The sequence below is a fragment of the Lacimonas salitolerans genome, from assembly GCF_042677865.1.
Lineage (GTDB): Bacteria > Pseudomonadota > Alphaproteobacteria > Rhodobacterales > Rhodobacteraceae > Lutimaribacter > Lutimaribacter salitolerans.
In genome coordinates this window covers 1-15,862 of the sequence record NZ_JBHUDD010000008.1, presented here as the reverse complement: position 1 = coordinate 15,862, position 15,862 = coordinate 1, and the positions used below count along the sequence as shown (strand labels likewise).

Sequence of the window (15,862 nt, the reverse complement as noted above, 5' to 3'; positions counted from 1 at the left end):
GGTCTTGGCCTAAATCCGCTGCCATGAAAAGGCCGATCCTGATCCACCCCGACCCGCGGTTGAAAAAGCTGTGCGCGCCCGTGACCGACCTGTCGGACGGGCTGCGCGTGCTGGCCGATGACATGCTGGAAACCATGTATGACGCGCCGGGCATCGGCCTCGCCGCGCCACAGGTCGGCGTGACCGAGCGTCTGATCGTGCTGGATTGCGTCAAGGACGAGACCGAGGCCCCCCGCCCGCTGATCATGTTCAACCCCGAAGTGATCGCCAGTTCGGATGACACCAATGTTTACGAAGAAGGCTGCCTGTCGATCCCCGACCAGTATGCCGAGGTGACCCGCCCCGCCGAGGTGACTGTGCGCTGGATCGACCGCAATGGCACCGAACAGCAAGAGGATTTCGCGGGCCTCTGGGCGACCTGCGTACAGCACGAGATCGACCATCTGGATGGCAAGCTGTTCATCGATTACCTCAAGCCGCTGCGACGGCAGATGATCACCCGCAAGATGGTCAAGCTCAAGCGTGAAAAGGCGCGGGCATGAGCCTGCTGGAGATCCTGCGCTGGCCCGATCCGCGGCTGTCGCAGACCTGCGATCCGGTGGCATCGGGTGAAGATGTCGAACAACTGGTCACGGATATGTTCGAGACCATGTATGATGCGCTTGGCCGGGGGCTGGCCGCGCCGCAGGTGGGGGTGATGAAGCGGCTGTTCGTGATGGATTGCGGCTGGAAAGACGGCGACATGACGCCGGTGGTCTGCATCAACCCGCAGATCATCGAAGCGTCGGATCAGGCTTCCACGGGCGACGAGGGGTGCCTGTCGATCCCCGGCGTGCTGGCTGCGGTCTCGCGGCCCGAGTGGATCGTGCTGCGCTGGACCGACCTGACTGGCACGGTGCAGGAGCAGCGGTTCGACGGGTTCGAGGCGCGCTGCGCCCAGCACGAATTCGACCATCTGGACGGGCGCGTGACCTTTGACCGGCTGGATGCGCAGACCCGCGCCGCGCTGGAGGCGGAGTATCTGGCGTGACGGTACGGCCCTGCATCCCCTGGCCGGACAAGCGGCTGCGCACCCCAGTCGCCGAGGTTGCCGGGATCACAGATGAGATACGCGCGATCTGGACCGACATGATCGACACGATGGAGGCGATGCCCGGCGTTGGTCTGGCCGCGCCGCAGATCGGTGTGATGCTGCGGCTGGCGGTTGTGGATGCCAGCGAGGCGCGCGGGCAGGTGGTGCGCATGGCCAACCCCGAGATCCTGCACGCCAGCGTGCAGCTGCGCGACCATGACGAGGCCAGCCCAAACCTGCCGGGTGTGCATGCCCGCATCAGCCGCCCGCGCGCCGTGACGGTGCGGTTTCTGAACGCTGATGGTGCGGTGGAAGAGCGCGATTTCGTGGGCCTGTGGGCGACTTCGGTGCAGCATCAGATCGATCATCTGGACGGCCGGATGTATTTCGACCGGCTGAGCAAGATGAAACGTGACATGCTGCTGCGCAAGGCCCGCAAGGGGGGGCGATGACCGCGCGCGGCGCACCTGTGGCGTCCTGCGGGAGCGAGGGGCCAGCCCCTCGCGCTCCCCGGGATATTTGCGGAGAGAGGAAACACCGATGCGCGTGATCTTCATGGGGACGCCCGCTTTTTCGGTGCCGGTGCTGGATGCGCTGGTGCAGGCGGGGCACGAGGTGGCGGCGGTCTATTGCCAGCCGCCGCGCCCTGCGGGGCGGGGCAAGAAGGACCGGCCCACGCCGGTGCATGCTCGTGCGCTGGAGCTGGGTCTTGAAGTGCGCGATCCCGTCAGCCTGAAAGGGGCGGAGGCGCAGGCGGAGTTTGCCGCATGGGATGCCGAGGTGGCGGTGGTGGTGGCCTATGGCCTGATCCTGCCGCAGGCGGTGCTTGACGCGCCCTCGCGGGGGTGTCTGAATATCCATGCCTCGTTGCTGCCGCGCTGGCGCGGGGCGGCGCCGATCCATCGCGCGATCCTGGCGGGGGATGCGGAAACCGGCATCTGCATCATGCAGATGGAGGCGGGGCTGGACACCGGGCCGGTGCTGCTGCGCGAGGCCACGGCGATCGGGGCCGAGGAGACGACGGGCGCGTTGCATGACCGGTTGAGCGTGATGGGTGCGCGGCTGATCGTTGACGCGCTGGCGCGGCTCGACGGGCTGGTGCCGGAGGCGCAGCCCGAGGAAGGCGTGACCTATGCCGCCAAGATCGACAAGGCCGAGGCGGTGATCGACTGGGGTTTGCCGGCCCATCAGGTTGACCGGCAGATCCGCGGGCTGTCGCCCTTTCCCGGGGCCTGGACGCTGATCGCCGGAGAGCGGGTAAAATGCCTTGCCAGCCGGCTGGTGCCCGGTCAGGGTGACGCGGGCGTGGCGCTGGATGACGCGCTGCGCATCGCCTGCGGGGACGGCGCGGTGCAGATCACGCGGCTGCAGCGGGCGGGCCGGTCGGCGCAGGATGCGGGCGAAGCCCTGCGCGGAATGGCCGTGCCTGAGGGCACCAGACTGGGAGAGTGAGGCGATGTTTCCGACGCTGATGGGCACGGTGGTGATCGCAGGCATCGTGGGGTATCTGGCCGAAAAGACCGGGTTTACACACAACGGTTACCTGCAATCCATCATCATCTGTGTGGGCGGTGCGTTCCTGTTCTATTTCGTGCGGATCATGTTCGGGCTGAAATTCGGCAGTGCAGGTGTGGATGCGATCCTGTCGTCGATCGGGGCGCTGATCATCGTGCCGACCCATTGGCGCAGATAGGGAGTGCGAGCATGAGCGTTGTTTTTCTGGTCATCATCGGCGCGGCGGCGGGATTTCTGGCCACGCGGCTGATGCGGATCGAGGTGGACATCCTGACCACCGTTGCCATCGGCATCGCGGGGGCGCTGGTGGGCGGGATTGTGCTGCAGTTCGCGCTGGCGATCCTTGGCATCTTCGGCGGGCTGATCGGGGCCGTGTTGGGCGCGTTGCTGCTGATCTGGCTTTGGCAGACCTATGTGGCCAGGAACAAGAAGAGGTGATCAGCCCCCGGGGCTGAGCGACAGGGTAACCGTCTGATCCGACCAGCCATCGACCGAACAGCGCGCACGGATCACCACCTTGCGCAGACCATCGGGCACCATCACGCTCGACAGGGACCGGGTGAACGGTTGTTCCGTCTCATGCGGGTGCATCAGCTTGCGGATGCCAAGGCGGGTGCCGTCGGGGGTCAGAACCTCCCACGCGTCGGCATAGTGATCCCAGCCGGTATCAGGGTGGCGCAGGGTGACATCGAACCGCCAGCCCATGCCGCTGCGGCTGGCCTCGGCCTGTTCTATCACGGGGGGATCTGCCTGCGCCGATGGGGCGGCAAGGGCAAGGACCAAGGGTAAAAGGAATCGGATCATGCACCTGCTTACCAAGTCGGGGCCGGAATGCACCATCACGTTAATGCACCATCACGTTGGTGTGTCGGTCGGGAACGTGTCGCGCAGCAGCACCGCGCGCGATTGCGATGCGAACTCGCGCCGCCACAGCACGCCAAGGGTGACCGCCGTGGCCAGCAGCAGCGGCACCGCGCCCAGCATCCAGGCGGTCGAGCCAAGCGCGAAATAGATCGCGCGCAGCCCGCGGTTGAAGCCGCGCACGGCAGTGATGTTGATCTCGGCCGCCTGATCGGCGCGCGGGATCGCCTGCGGATCCTCGGGGTCATTCGGGACCGATGCCATCAGCACGAGGCAGTAGCCGAACAGCCGGTGCGACCAGACGAATTTCAGAAAGGCATTGGCCAGAAAAAAGATCGTCAGCAGCAGCTTGACCTCCCACACGATGCGCGGGTCGGTATCGAGGGTCAGATCCTGCGCCAACCCCTGCAACTGCTCGGCATTGCCGATCAGGGCCAGCGCGCCGCCGGTGGCGATCATCGTGGCCGAGGCAAAGAACGAGGTGCCCTGCCGCAGCGTGCCAAGCGCCTGCGCATCGAAGATGCGCGGCTGGCGGGTGATCATCACATGCATCCAGTCGCGGCGATAGCGCGCCATCAGCCGGGACACCGAGGGGCGGCTTGCAGGCGGATGTTCGATGATCCAGCCGATGGCCAGCCAGCCCGTGATGAGCGCGGCGACCGCGATCATGTCCAGTACGGCGAACAGGCCAAGAAGGTCGAGCATGTCGCTCATCGGTCGCGGTCGCCCCTTTTGATCCGTGGTCACATATGTCCTGCCGATTTGCGGGGGCTGGCGCAAGGTCGCATGCGGGTGGCTTGTGCGAATCCCGCAATTGGTCTAGAAATCTGACCAATTGCCCGGTTGGAGGAGACAGCCATGGAAATGCCAGCCCCGAACGACGCGATACTTGGTCTGAAACCGGCGCTGGTGAAACGCTTGTTGCGCGTCCTGCCCGCCGAGGCGGTGATCCATGAAACCGTCGAAACGCGCGCTTATGAATGCGATGCGCTGACCGCCTATCGCTGCCAGCCGCTGTGCGCGGTTCTGCCATCCAGCACCGACGAGGTCGCCGAGGTGTTGCGCATCTGCCACGAGATGGGCGTGCCCGTGGTGCCGCGCGGGGCGGGCACATCGCTGGCCGGGGGGGCGCTGCCGACTGCCGATTGCGTGATCCTGGGTGTGGCGCGGATGAACGCGGTGCTGGACACCGACTATGCCAATCGCACCATCCGGGTGCAGGCAGGGCGCACCAACCTGAGCGTGACCGGCGCGGTCGAGGCGGACGGGTTCTTTTACGCGCCCGATCCGTCGTCGCAACTGGCCTGTGCGATCGCGGGCAATATCGCGATGAACTCGGGCGGGGCGCATTGCCTGAAGTACGGCGTGACCACCAACAACCTGCTGGGCGTGACCATGGTGATGATGGACGGCACCGTGATCGAACTGGGCGGCGCGCATATGGACGCAGGCGGGTATGACCTGCTGGGACTGGTCTGCGGCTCGGAGGGGCAGTTGGGCGTCGTGACCGAAGCGACGCTGCGCATCCTGCCAAAGCCCGAAGGCGCGCGGCCCGTGCTGATGGGCTATGACAGCAACGAGGTGGCCGGGCAGGTCGTGTCCGACATCATCAAGGCGGGCGTGCTGCCGGTGGCGATCGAATTCATGGACCGCCCCTGCATCCGCGCCACCGAGGCCTTTGCCAAGGCGGGATATCCAGATTGCGAGGCGCTGCTGATCGTCGAGGTCGAAGGCTCTGACGCGGAAATCGACGCGCAACTGGCGCTGATCACCGACATCGCGCGGCGGCACAACCCGGTCGAGCTGCGCGAGGCGGCGGATGAGGATCAGGCCAAGCGCATCTGGCTGGGCCGCAAATCGGCCTTTGGCGCGATGGGGCAGATCAACGATTACATGTGTCTGGACGGGACCATTCCGGTCAGCCAACTGCCCTATGTGCTGCGCCGGATCGGCGAGCTGTCGGCGCAGTATGGATTGGACGTGGGCAATGTGTTCCACGCCGGTGATGGCAACATGCACCCGTTGATCCTGTACAACGCCAATACTCCGGGTGAGCTGGAGAAATGCGAGGCGATGGGCGCGGACATCCTGCGCCTGTGCGTCGAGGTCGGCGGCTGCCTGACCGGCGAGCACGGAGTGGGCATCGAGAAACGCGACCTGATGGTGGATCAGTTCGCGCCCGACGATCTGGATATCCAGATGGCGGTGAAGGATGTGTTCGATCCGGGCTGGCTGCTGAACCCGGCCAAGGTGTTTCCGCTGGCGGCGTCAGAAGGGCGGCGTGCGGCGTGACCCGTGCGCAAGAAAGGGGGGCTGTCTGCCCCCCTCTTGGCCTTGCGGCCAATTCACCCCCCGAGAGTTTACCTGGCAAGATGAAGATGATGACACCCAAGACAGAGGCCGACCTGGCCGCGATCGTGGCCGGGGCGACCGGGCCGTTGCGGATCATCGGCGGCGGCACGCGGCCCGTCGGCAACCCGGGGGCGGGCGAGCGGCTGTCGCTGGCGGGGCTGGCGGGGATCGTGGCCTATGAGCCCGGCGCGTTGACACTGGTGGCGCAGGCCGGCACGCCGATGGCCGAGATCGAGGCGGCGCTGACCGCCGAGGGGCAGCGGCTGGCGTTCGAGCCGATGGATCACCGCACGCTGCTGGGCACCGAAGGGGTGCCCACGATTGGCGGCGTTGTGGCGGGCAATGTCAGCGGGCCGCGCCGTGTGAGCCATGTGGGTGCCTGCCGCGATGCACTGCTGGGCGTGCGGTTTGTCGATGGCACGGGGCGGGTTCTGAAGAACGGTGGCCGGGTGATGAAGAACGTCACCGGCTATGATCTGGTCAAGCTGATGGCGGGGTCTTGGGGCACGCTGGGCGTCCTGAGCGAGGTGAGCTTCAAGGTGCTGCCGGTGCCCGAGACGCAGGCGACGCTGGTCCTGTGCGATCTGGATGCGGGCGGCACTGTGGCGGCGATGGGGGCGGCGCTGGGGTCGCCGTTCGAAGTGTCGGGGGCGGCGCATCTGGAGGGGCGGACTGTGCTGCGGATCGAAGGGATGGCGGCCTCGGTTGCCTATCGGGCCGAGCGGTTGCAGGGCGTGCTTTCGCGTTTTGGCGAGGCCGAGGTTATGGGCGACGCGGCCTCGGGCGATCTGTGGCGGGACATACGCGATGTGGTCGCGTTGCGCGATTGCGCTGCGGTCTGGCGCGTGTCGCTGAAGGCCAGCGAAGCACCGGGGTTTCTGGAGGGGCTGGAGGGGCTGACGGTGCAGATGGACTGGGGCGGCGGGCTGCTGTGGATCGGGCAGGCGGCGGGCGAGGCGCAGGCCACCCATGACGCGCTGCGCGCCAAGGTGGCGCGGACCGGCGGGCATGTGACGCTGATCAAGGGCGATGCCGGGTTGCGCGACGCGGTGTCGGTGTTCCAGCCCGAACCGGCCCCTGTGGCGGCGCTGTCGGCAGGGTTGCGGGCAAGGTTCGATCCGCGCGGTATTCTGAATCCGGGGATGATGGGCTGATGCAGACGCATTTCACCGAAGAGCAGTTGCGCGATCCGGGCACTGCACGCTCCAACGAGATCCTGCGCGCCTGCGTGCATTGCGGCTTTTGCACCGCGACCTGCCCGACCTATCAGGTGCTGGGCGACGAGCTGGACAGCCCGCGCGGGCGCATCTACCTGATCAAGGACATGCTGGAGAACCGGCGCAAGCCCGATGAAAAGACGGTGCAGCATATCGACCGCTGCCTGTCCTGCCTGGCCTGCATGACGACCTGCCCCAGCGGCGTGCATTACATGCATCTGGTCGATCACGCGCGCGAGTATATCGAGCAGCATTATGACCGCCCCTGGCATGACCGCACGCTGCGATGGGTGCTGGCGCGTATCCTGCCCTATCCGATGCGGTTTCGCGTGGCGCTGCTGCTGGCCAAGATCGGCAAGCCGTTTGCCCCGCTGATCCCCGATGCGCGGCTGCGCGCGATGCTGTCGATGGCGCCGAAACAGATCCCGCCGGTTTCACGCAACGACGACCCGCAGACCTTTGCTCCGGCAGCGGAGCGGAAGATGCGCGTGGCGCTGATGACGGGCTGCGCGCAAAAGGCGCTGAACACCGATATCAACGACGCCACCATCCGCCTGCTGACCCGTCTGGGGTGTGAGGTGGTGGTGGCCGATGGCGCGGGGTGCTGCGGGGCGCTGACCCATCACATGGGCAAGACCGATGAAAGCCACGCCACGGCGGCGAAAAACATCCGTGCATGGGTGGCCGAGATGGACGGGCAGGGGCTGGACGCCATCGTGATCAACACCAGCGGATGCGGCACCACGGTCAAGGATTACGGGCATATGTTCCGGCAAGGGGCGCTGGCCGGGGAGGCCGCGCGGGTCAGCGCGATCGCCATGGATGTCAGCGAGGTGCTGATGCGGCTGGACCTGCCCGAGGGAACGGCCAGCCCGATGACCGTGGCCTATCACGCCGCATGCAGCCTGCAACACGGCCAGCAGATCAAGACCTTTCCCAAGGATCTGCTGAAACGCGCAGGGTTCACCGTGGTCGAACCCGCCGATAGCCACCTGTGCTGTGGCAGTGCAGGCACCTACAACCTGATGCAGCCAAAGATTTCAGCGCAACTTAAAGACCGCAAGGTGAAAACGCTGGAGGCCAGGAACCCCGATGTGATCGCGGCGGGCAACATCGGCTGCATGATGCAGATCGGCGGTGGCACGGATGTGCCCATCGTGCATACGGTCGAATTGCTGGACTGGGCGACTGGCGGGCCGGTGCCACCGGCCATGCTGACCCGGGGCAAGCGCGCCCCGGAAATCCCCAAGCTACGGTGACGCGCCAAATTTTCGCCCCAATTGCGACCTACCCATAAGGCGATCCCAACAGATAGGCGTACCATGCTCCGGCAATACCTGTTTTGCATGTTGATTTTCGGGCTGGCGACGCAGGCGGGCGCAGGTGACTCGGCGCTGTTGCGTCTCGACACCGGCGATCAGGGCAAGGGGTGGGAGGCGGTGGGCCGTCTGGACATCGAAGGCCACGGGTTCTGCACCGGCGCGCTGATCGCCGAGGATTTGGTGCTGACGGCGGCGCATTGCCTGTACGACAAGGAGAGTGGCGCCCGTGTGCCGCCCGAGGGCATCGGGTTTCGCGCCGGCTGGCGCCATGGCCGCGCCGAGGCCTATCGTCGTGTGAAGCGCGCGGTGGTGCATCCCGCCTATGTCTATGGCGGGCGTCTGGCCACAGACCGGGTGCGCAATGATCTGGCGCTGGTGCAACTGGATCAGCCGATCCGCACCACATCGGTGAAACCCTTTGCAACCTTGAGCGGACGCAGCCCGACGGGCGACGTGGGCATCGTCTCCTACGCCCATGACCGGGCTGATGCGCCTTCGCTGCAGGAAATCTGCAGCGTGATCGGCACGGACAGCGGGGTGCTTGTGACCTCGTGCGACGTTGATTTCGGATCCAGCGGCGCGCCGATCTTCAGTTTTCAGGACGGCACCGTACGGATCGTATCGGTGGTGTCGGCCAAGGCGGTCATGCGCGGCAAGCCCGTGGCGCTGGGCACCGACCTGACGTTGCCGTTGGCCGAGTTGCGCGCGGTGATGGCGACGGGCAACGGGGTGTTCCTGCGCGCCGATGATGGCGCGCCGTCGCGAGCCTCGCCCGGCGGTGCCAAATTCGTGCGGCCATGATCCGGCGGCTGGGCCATATCCTGTGCGCCATCCTGGTGCTGACCGGGGTTGCGGCGCAGGCGCAGACTGCCGCGTCGGGTCTGGACCGGCTGTCGCGCCGGGGCGATCTGCTGGGATGGGAGGCCGTGGGGCGCATCGATCTGGGCACTGCCATGTGCACCGGCGTGCTGATCGCGCCCGATCTGGTGCTGACGGCGGCGCATTGCGTCTATGACAGGGCGACGGGCAAGATGCGGGACGCGCGCGGCATCACCTTTCGCGCAGGCTACCGCGACGGCCAGTCGGTGGCGGACGCAGGCGTGCTGCGCGCGGTGGCGCATGATCGCTACGATCCGCGCACAGGTACCAATGTCGACAACATCCGGCACGATGCGGCGCTGCTGCAATTGTCGCGCACGATCCCGGCGATGACGGCAGCGCCCTTTGCGATCTTCACCGGCAGCGCACGGCAAGGGCAGGTCAGTGTCGTGTCCTACGGTCAGGGCCGGTCCGAGGCCCCGTCGTGGCAGCGCGCCTGTGGCCTGCTGGACCGTCGCGACGGGCTGATGGCCTTTGACTGCGATGTGACATACGGCTCTTCGGGGGCGCCTGTGTTCATGAAAGACGGCAACCGCGCGCGCATCCTGTCGCTGGTGTCTGCCGGAATGACCGAAGGACGCGAGAAACGCTCCTACGGGATGGAACTGGCGCAGGTGGTTGATGATCTCAAACGCCAGTTGCGTGCGCTGCCCAGCCGCAGCCTGACCGGCACAGCCAACGGAGGCGCGCGCAGCATCAAGGTGGGTGACGGCTTCAACGGAACAGGTGCGAAATTCGTGCGCCCCGGCGGGTGATCATTTCGGCTCTTTGCAGGTCTTGAAACGCCTCGAAACCTTGCCCATCTTTCCCACTGTCGGATCGCCGAAAACGGGGTCCGGCGTCACACGGCCTGTCCCGATGGGAAGGCCAACACACTGGTATCGCTTTACGGAGGATAACCCGATGCGCAACTTTGATCTTGCACCGCTCTATCGTGCGACGGTCGGTTTCGACCAGATCGCCGACCTGATGGACCGCGCCTTTGCCAATGACGTGGGCCAGCAGACCTATCCGCCCTACAACATCGAAAAGATCGGCGACAACGCCTATCAGATCTCGATTGCCGTGGCCGGCTTTGCCGCCGACGACCTGGCGGTCGAGGTGCGTGAGAACGCGCTGATCGTCACCGCCCGCAAGGCGGACGAGGATGACAGTCGCACCTACCTGCATCGCGGCATCGCCACCCGCGCTTTTGAGCGCCGGTTCCATCTGGCCGACCACGTGCGCGTGACCGGGGCCAGCCATGCCGACGGGATGCTGCATATCGCGCTGGAACGCGTGATCCCCGAGGCTCTGAAGCCCCGCCGGATCGCCATTTCCAGCGACAGCACGCCCGCGCGCGACACCGAAGTCGTGGATGCCAAGGCAGTGAACTGATCCCGCAGGCCTGATCCTGCACGTCACGATGCGCCCCGGCACGACCGCCGGGGCGTTTTGCGTATCAGCGCCGCGCGGTCAGCAGCGGGCCATCCTCTGCCCCGCCGATCAGCAGCAATGCCCCGCTGTCATCCAGATCAAAGCGCCAGACCTGCGCAAGGGCGTCCAGCATCTGGCCTTCCTGCGCCATCAACGCCTCGGGGCAGGCCATCATGGTAACGCCTGCGGGTTGCAGACTCAGCCCTTCGCCGGTCAGGGTATAGCCGCCGGTAAAGCTGTTGCAGCCGGTGGTTCCCGCGATCCGCCCGTCAGGCGAAAACGCGATGGTGATCTGCGCGCTGTCGACGATGCCGTTGCCCGCGATATCCTCGATCTGCCAATCCGCGCCGGTCAGCAGGCTGGCCGGGTCGCCGCCGCATCCCGACATTTCAGCTCCGTCCAGGATCAGTCGCGCGCTGTGTGGATGGGGCATGCCGGTCGCATCATCATGGCACAGTGTCTCGGCTATGCGGAATTCCGCCCCGACTTGCGGCATGTCGAACAGATAAGCACCGTTCGAAACAGTCGGCTTTGGCCGCTCGACGCTGTGGGTGATCGCCCCGTAATCGGCGGTGATCTCGGCGGTCTGCGGGGTCAGCACGACCGACCAGCCCGGTTCGTTGCCGCCCGCGCGATAGGGGGCCAGTCCCGGCACCTGACGGTGGCATTCGGGCAGCTCGACTCCTTCGACCATGACCAGCGCGCTGTCACCGCGCGACCAGAACTCGGTGCCGCTGTCATCGGTCGCGGCGTATCGCGCCCCCGAGGCGGCAGGCACCTGTTCCAGCACGACATCGCGCCCGTCGGTGCGCAGGATCACCATATCCTCTGCCAGGCCGGCCTCGACCAGGGTGCCACCACAGTCGTACCTTATGGCAAAGGCCAGCGGCGTGAACGGCTCCAGCCCGATCTCGCCCAGATCGACTGGCGTCTTGCCCGCACCAAACGCGATCCCCTGCGCAATCCACCAGGGCCGCTCATCTGCCCGGATCACCACGGTGATCCGGCCCGACACGCCCGAGGGAACGTTCATGTCAAACGTGATCGGCACCTGCCGACCCTTGGTCTTGAACTGGGCGGTGCCAAGGGTCGTGTCAAACAGCCCGGTCGCCGTAACCTCGACCTTGGCACCGGCGGGCAGGGCGACCCGCTGGGCATAGGTCAACTGCCCTCCAACGGCGCGCATGTCATCACCGGCCAGTCCCGGTGCCGCCCCAAGCAACAGGGTCGCGATCCATGAGAGGGTAAAGCGCATGTCGCACCTCCGTTTCCGCCGCAAGGATGACAGGGGACAAGGCGGTATGACAACCTGATTTTGTCGGCTTCACGCATTATGTCAGACACATCAGCCTGATCATCCGGCTGGTCATCGGGTCTGGCACAAGGGCCCGCCATGCCCCTGTCCGATCTGTCGGCAAGCCACGCCGGGCGCAGGAAAAGCGGCGTGCACGATGCATGCAGTCGGAATGTCTGTTGTGGGCACACCCGTTCGACAGGGTCTGTCGGTCCTGCTTCATCTTGCCCCTAAACTCCCGCCGGAGGCCGCCCGAGGCAAAGGCCGAAGGCCGGAGCCGAGACAAAATGCGCGCCGAAGGCGCTCAATCTGAAAACCGCTGGTCGCAGGACAGCAGGGGCGGGGGTCTGCGCCCCGCCCCTGAATCCGGTCAGACCGACATGCAGATGTACTTCATCTCAAGGTAATCCTCGATCCCGTGGTGGCTGCCCTCGCGGCCAAGGCCCGATTGCTTGACCCCGCCAAAGGGCGCGACCTCGGTCGAGATGATGCCGGTGTTCACGCCGACGATGCCGTATTCCAGCGCCTCGGCCACCTTGTAGACCCGGCTCAGGTCCTTGGCATAGAAATAGCTGGCCAGACCGAAAATCGTGTCATTGGCCATCTCGATCACATCCTCGACATCGTCGAACCTGAACAGCGGCGCCAGCGGGCCAAAGGTTTCATCTGTGGCGAACAGCATCTCCTGCGTCGCGCCGGTGACGATGGTGGGGGGCAGGAAATTGCCCGGCCCCTGCTGCGGCTCGCCGCCGCCAAGGATCACCTTGGCCCCCTTGGACACGGCATCGGCCACGTGTTCCTGCACCTTGGTGATCGCGTCGGTGTTGATCAGCGGGCCCAGTTCGCTGCCGGGTTCCAGCCCGTCGCCCATCTTCAACTGGGTCACGCGGGCGGCCAGCTTTTCGGCAAAGGCATCGTAAACGCCCGCCTGCACATAGATCCGGTTGGCACATACGCAGGTCTGGCCGTTGTTACGGAACTTGCACAGGATCGCGCCTTCGACGGCGGCATCCAGATCGGCATCGTCGAACACGATGAAGGGCGCGTTGCCGCCCAGCTCCATGCTGCATTTCATCACCTGGTCGGCGGCCTGTTTCAGCAGGATGCGCCCGACCTCGGTGCTGCCGGTAAAGGTCAGCTTGCGCACCTTGGGGTTCTCGCAGAACTCCTTGCCGATCTCGCTGCTGCGCGACGAGGTGACGATGTTGAACACGCCCGCCGGGATGCCCGCGCGTTCGGCCAGCACGCCCATCGCCGTGGCCGACAGGGGCGTTTCCGCCGCCGGACGCCCGACAAAGGCGCAGCCCGCCGCCAGCGCCGGCCCGGCCTTGCGGGTGATCATCGCGTTGGGGAAATTCCACGGCGTGATGCTGGCAGCCACACCGATGGGCTGCTTGATCACGGTGATGCGCTTGTCACGTTGGTGGCCGGGGATTGTCTCGCCATAAACGCGCTTGGCCTCTTCGCCGAAAAACTCGATGAAGGACGCGCCATAGGCGATTTCGCCCTTGGCCTCGGCATGGGGCTTGCCCTGTTCGGCGGTCAGGATCGTGGCCAGATCGTCGGCATTCTCCATCATCAGGTCGAACCACTTGCGCATCACGGCGGCGCGCTCCTTGCCGGTCCAGGCGGCCCAGTCCTTTTGTGCTTTGTATGCGGCGTCGATCACATCGGCCACCTGCGCGCGGCTCAGGTCCGCCACCTGCGCGATCACGTCGCCGCGTGCGGGGTTGGACACGTCGAACGTTGCGCCGCCGTCACCATCCATCCATGTGCCGTTGCCATAGGCTTTTGGCGCCAGAAGGCTGGGGTCTTTGAGCAGCGATTTCAGATCTGTTTTGGTGTTGGCCATGTGGTCCCCTCCGTAGAATTTCGGTATGGGACAGGCAAAGCACTCTGCGCTAGGCTTGTCCAGACACAGCCGTGACGAAGTGCCAGGTCAAGGAGCGCAGGATGGAACTGGACGATGCCTATGCCAATGCGGCGTATATCCCGGGGGCGGATACCTTTCCCGAAGCCTGGGAGCGCCGCGCCGCCGGGTTTCGCGAGGGCATGATCGAGCAGGGGCTGGCCGAGCTGGGCATCCCCTATGGTGACAGCGCGCGGCAGCGGTTCGACCTGTTCGTCCCGCGCGAGACGCCCAAGGGGCTGTTTGCCTTTGTGCATGGCGGCTACTGGCTGCGGTTCGACAAATCGGTCTGGTCGCATCTGGCGGGCGGGATGCTGCACCACGGCTGGGCCGTTGCGATGCCGTCCTATGATCTGGCCCCGGATGTGACGATCGCGCAGATCACCGGGCAGATCGCGCGGTTCTGCGCGGTGGCGGCGCAGATGGTGGCGGGGCCTGTGCGGCTGGCCGGGCATTCGGCGGGCGGGCATCTGGTGGCGCGCATGGCCGTGCCCGGGGTGCTGCCCGATGCGGTGGCGGGGCGGTTGGCGCATGTCATGCCGATCTCGCCCGTGGCGGATCTGCGGCCGCTTTTGCAAACCTCGATGAACGCGCAATTCGGCATGGACATGGCGGCGGCCGAGGCGGAAAGCCCGGTGTTGCAACGCCCGATCGCGGGGTTGCCGGTGACAGCCTGGGTGGGCGGTGACGAACGTCCCGCGTTTCTGGATCAGGCGCGCTGGCTGGCCGATGCCTGGGGCTGCGCGCATGTTGTGGACGCTGGAAAGCACCACTTCGATGTGATCGACGGGCTGGCCGATGGCGATAGCGAGATGGTGAAAACCCTTCTGTCGTAAAGCCTTAGCCAAAGCGCCCGGCCCAAGTGGGCAGCGTGTCATCCGGGGCGGCGCTGGCGGCAAACACCGCGCGGGCGATGGCGCGGGCCATGCAGGTGGCTGCCGCGTGGCCCAGCGTAAGCGTGTCGGCGATGGGATGGCCCAGCGGCTTGTCGGCGGTGGATAGCGCAAAGATCAGATCGCCGTCCATCGGCGTATGGGACGGCACCAGCGCGCGGGCGTAACCATCCTGCGCGGCGGTGGCCAGACGGGTGCACTGGCCCTTGTCCAGCGTGGCATCGGTGGCCACGATCCCGATCGTGGTGTTCATGTGGGCGGCCAGTTTGGTCTTGGGCACATGGGTTTCGGGATAGTCCGACGCCACGCCCAACCCCCCGAATTCATTGCCGATTTCAAAGGGTGCTGCCCAGAAATGCGAACCATCCCCGACCGTGGCGGACCCCAGCGCGTTGACCACAACCAATGCGCCCACCGTATGACTAGAAGGTAGCGTGATGGAGGCTGATCCCAGCCCGCCTTTCAGGGTGGCTGTGGTCGCTCCGGTGCCTGCGCCGATTGTGCCCAGATCGAAGGTCTGCGCGGCGGCGGCAAGGGCCTGTGCGCCCATGGCGGCAAAGGGGTTTTCGGGCCAGTCCTTATTGCCGCCATTGCCCATGTCAAAGATGATGGCGCCCGGAATTATCGTGATATTCCAAACACCTACGCGAAATCCGCGACCCTGTGCGCGCATCGCGTTTGCCACGCCCGAGCATGCGTCCAGCCCCAGCGCGGACCCGCCCGAGAGCACCAGCGCATCGACCTGCGCCACGGTCTTGTCGGGGGCCAGCAATTCGGTTTCGCGCGACCCCGGGGCGCCACCCATCACGTTGATTCCACACACAAAAGGGTGGTCTGCGGTCAGCACCGTCACGCCGGATTTCACCCTCGCATCCTGCGCATTGCCGACCAACAGGCCGGGCACATCGGTGATCAGGTTGCGGGCTCCGGTCGTGGCGGTCATGCGGTGTCCTTTCGCTGTTTTGGTGCCGAGATCGGCACGCACAAACCATGCACATCCTATGCACCAGTCATGCACAGGCCGAAAGGGGGGCGGGCGGGGGGGGGTCCAGGGCAATCGCTTTTGGCATTAAGCCATTGCTATGTTTGTGAGAATCGAGCGCAGGAAGGTGTCATCCCAGCCTGCGCGCTT

Annotated in this window: 18 protein-coding genes; 13 read left to right on the top strand and 5 right to left on the bottom strand. The window is 65.8% G+C overall.

Translation table 11 applies throughout. From position 1 onward, the window contains the following. Positions 1–23 precede the first annotated feature (23 nt). The 6 genes from def (ACFTOW_RS01490) to ACFTOW_RS01465 all read left to right on the top strand — a co-directional run bounded on the left by def (ACFTOW_RS01490) (position 24) and on the right by ACFTOW_RS01465 (position 3,025). The gene (gene def, locus ACFTOW_RS01490; RefSeq protein ID WP_379912363.1) at positions 24–542 is read left to right on the top strand and encodes a peptide deformylase; all 519 of its coding nucleotides are present in this window, start codon (positions 24–26) and stop codon (positions 540–542) included. Then, positions 539–1,030, top strand: a complete 492-nt coding sequence (gene def / locus ACFTOW_RS01485; RefSeq protein ID WP_379912361.1) for a peptide deformylase — start codon at positions 539–541, stop codon at positions 1,028–1,030. The genes def (ACFTOW_RS01490) and def (ACFTOW_RS01485) overlap by 4 nt, the downstream gene beginning before the upstream one ends. Beyond that, positions 1,027–1,524 (top strand): peptide deformylase, encoded by a 498-nt coding sequence (def, locus tag ACFTOW_RS01480; protein ID WP_379912359.1) that lies wholly within the window; start codon positions 1,027–1,029, stop codon positions 1,522–1,524. Before def (ACFTOW_RS01485) ends, def (ACFTOW_RS01480) begins: the two co-directional genes overlap by 4 nt. Positions 1,525–1,612: 88 nt before the next feature. Then, positions 1,613–2,524 (top strand): methionyl-tRNA formyltransferase, encoded by a 912-nt coding sequence (gene fmt / locus ACFTOW_RS01475; protein WP_379912357.1) that lies wholly within the window; start codon positions 1,613–1,615, stop codon positions 2,522–2,524. A gap of 4 nt (positions 2,525–2,528) precedes the next feature. Next, positions 2,529–2,765 (top strand): hypothetical protein, encoded by a 237-nt coding sequence (locus ACFTOW_RS01470; protein ID WP_379912355.1) that lies wholly within the window; start codon positions 2,529–2,531, stop codon positions 2,763–2,765. Positions 2,766–2,776: 11 nt separating this feature from the next. Then, a complete protein-coding gene (locus ACFTOW_RS01465) occupies positions 2,777–3,025 on the top strand; it encodes a GlsB/YeaQ/YmgE family stress response membrane protein (protein ID WP_379912353.1) in 249 nt (82 codons plus the stop codon). On the opposite strand, the gene ACFTOW_RS01460 is transcribed toward ACFTOW_RS01465, so the two are convergent. After that, on the bottom strand, positions 3,026–3,391 hold the full coding sequence (locus ACFTOW_RS01460; RefSeq protein WP_379912351.1) for a hypothetical protein: 366 nt from the start codon (positions 3,389–3,391) through the stop codon (positions 3,026–3,028). It lies immediately after the preceding gene. A 51-nt stretch (positions 3,392–3,442) separates the two neighbouring features. After that, on the bottom strand, positions 3,443–4,162 hold the full coding sequence (locus ACFTOW_RS01455) for a DUF599 domain-containing protein (RefSeq protein ID WP_379912349.1): 720 nt from the start codon (positions 4,160–4,162) through the stop codon (positions 3,443–3,445). Positions 4,163–4,306: 144 nt separating this feature from the next. Here ACFTOW_RS01455 and ACFTOW_RS01450 point away from each other — a divergent pair, with 144 nt between their 5' ends. The 6 genes from ACFTOW_RS01450 to ACFTOW_RS01425 all read left to right on the top strand — a co-directional run bounded on the left by ACFTOW_RS01450 (position 4,307) and on the right by ACFTOW_RS01425 (position 10,595). Further along, positions 4,307–5,740, top strand: coding sequence for an FAD-linked oxidase C-terminal domain-containing protein (locus ACFTOW_RS01450; protein ID WP_379912347.1), 1,434 nt, complete (start codon positions 4,307–4,309; stop codon positions 5,738–5,740). Positions 5,741–5,829: 89 nt separating this feature from the next. Then, a complete protein-coding gene (locus ACFTOW_RS01445) occupies positions 5,830–6,954 on the top strand; it encodes an FAD-binding protein (protein ID WP_379912345.1) in 1,125 nt (374 codons plus the stop codon). After that, positions 6,954–8,276 carry a glycolate oxidase subunit GlcF gene (glcF, locus tag ACFTOW_RS01440; protein ID WP_379912343.1) on the top strand — a complete coding sequence of 441 codons (1,323 nt, stop codon included), beginning with the start codon at positions 6,954–6,956 and terminating at the stop codon, positions 8,274–8,276. Before ACFTOW_RS01445 ends, glcF begins: the two co-directional genes overlap by 1 nt. A gap of 87 nt (positions 8,277–8,363) precedes the next feature. Next, entirely contained in the window at positions 8,364–9,140 is a 777-nt protein-coding gene (locus ACFTOW_RS01435; protein WP_379912341.1) for a trypsin-like serine peptidase, read from the top strand. Continuing rightward, positions 9,137–9,973: a trypsin-like serine peptidase gene (locus ACFTOW_RS01430; protein ID WP_379912339.1), complete on the top strand. Its 837-nt coding sequence runs from the start codon at positions 9,137–9,139 to the stop codon at positions 9,971–9,973. The genes ACFTOW_RS01435 and ACFTOW_RS01430 overlap by 4 nt, the downstream gene beginning before the upstream one ends. A gap of 148 nt (positions 9,974–10,121) precedes the next feature. Beyond that, positions 10,122–10,595: an Hsp20 family protein gene (locus ACFTOW_RS01425; protein ID WP_379912337.1), complete on the top strand. Its 474-nt coding sequence runs from the start codon at positions 10,122–10,124 to the stop codon at positions 10,593–10,595. Between the two features lie 64 nt (positions 10,596–10,659). Here the strand turns inward: ACFTOW_RS01425 and ACFTOW_RS01420 are convergent, their stop codons facing one another. Together ACFTOW_RS01420 and ACFTOW_RS01415 are read right to left on the bottom strand one after the other, a co-directional pair. Beyond that, positions 10,660–11,889 carry an META domain-containing protein gene (locus ACFTOW_RS01420; protein WP_379912335.1) on the bottom strand — a complete coding sequence of 410 codons (1,230 nt, stop codon included), beginning with the start codon at positions 11,887–11,889 and terminating at the stop codon, positions 10,660–10,662. A 409-nt stretch (positions 11,890–12,298) separates the two neighbouring features. Continuing rightward, the gene (locus ACFTOW_RS01415) at positions 12,299–13,780 is read right to left on the bottom strand and encodes an NAD-dependent succinate-semialdehyde dehydrogenase (protein ID WP_379912333.1); all 1,482 of its coding nucleotides are present in this window, start codon (positions 13,778–13,780) and stop codon (positions 12,299–12,301) included. Positions 13,781–13,881: 101 nt separating this feature from the next. On the opposite strand from ACFTOW_RS01415, the gene ACFTOW_RS01410 reads away from it, so the two are divergent. Then, positions 13,882–14,673, top strand: a complete 792-nt coding sequence (locus tag ACFTOW_RS01410) for an alpha/beta hydrolase (protein ID WP_379912331.1) — start codon at positions 13,882–13,884, stop codon at positions 14,671–14,673. A gap of 4 nt (positions 14,674–14,677) precedes the next feature. Here ACFTOW_RS01410 and ACFTOW_RS01405 read toward each other — a convergent pair whose 3' ends face one another. Beyond that, positions 14,678–15,673: a P1 family peptidase gene (locus ACFTOW_RS01405; RefSeq protein WP_379912329.1), complete on the bottom strand. Its 996-nt coding sequence runs from the start codon at positions 15,671–15,673 to the stop codon at positions 14,678–14,680. Positions 15,674–15,862: the final 189 nt, after the last annotated feature.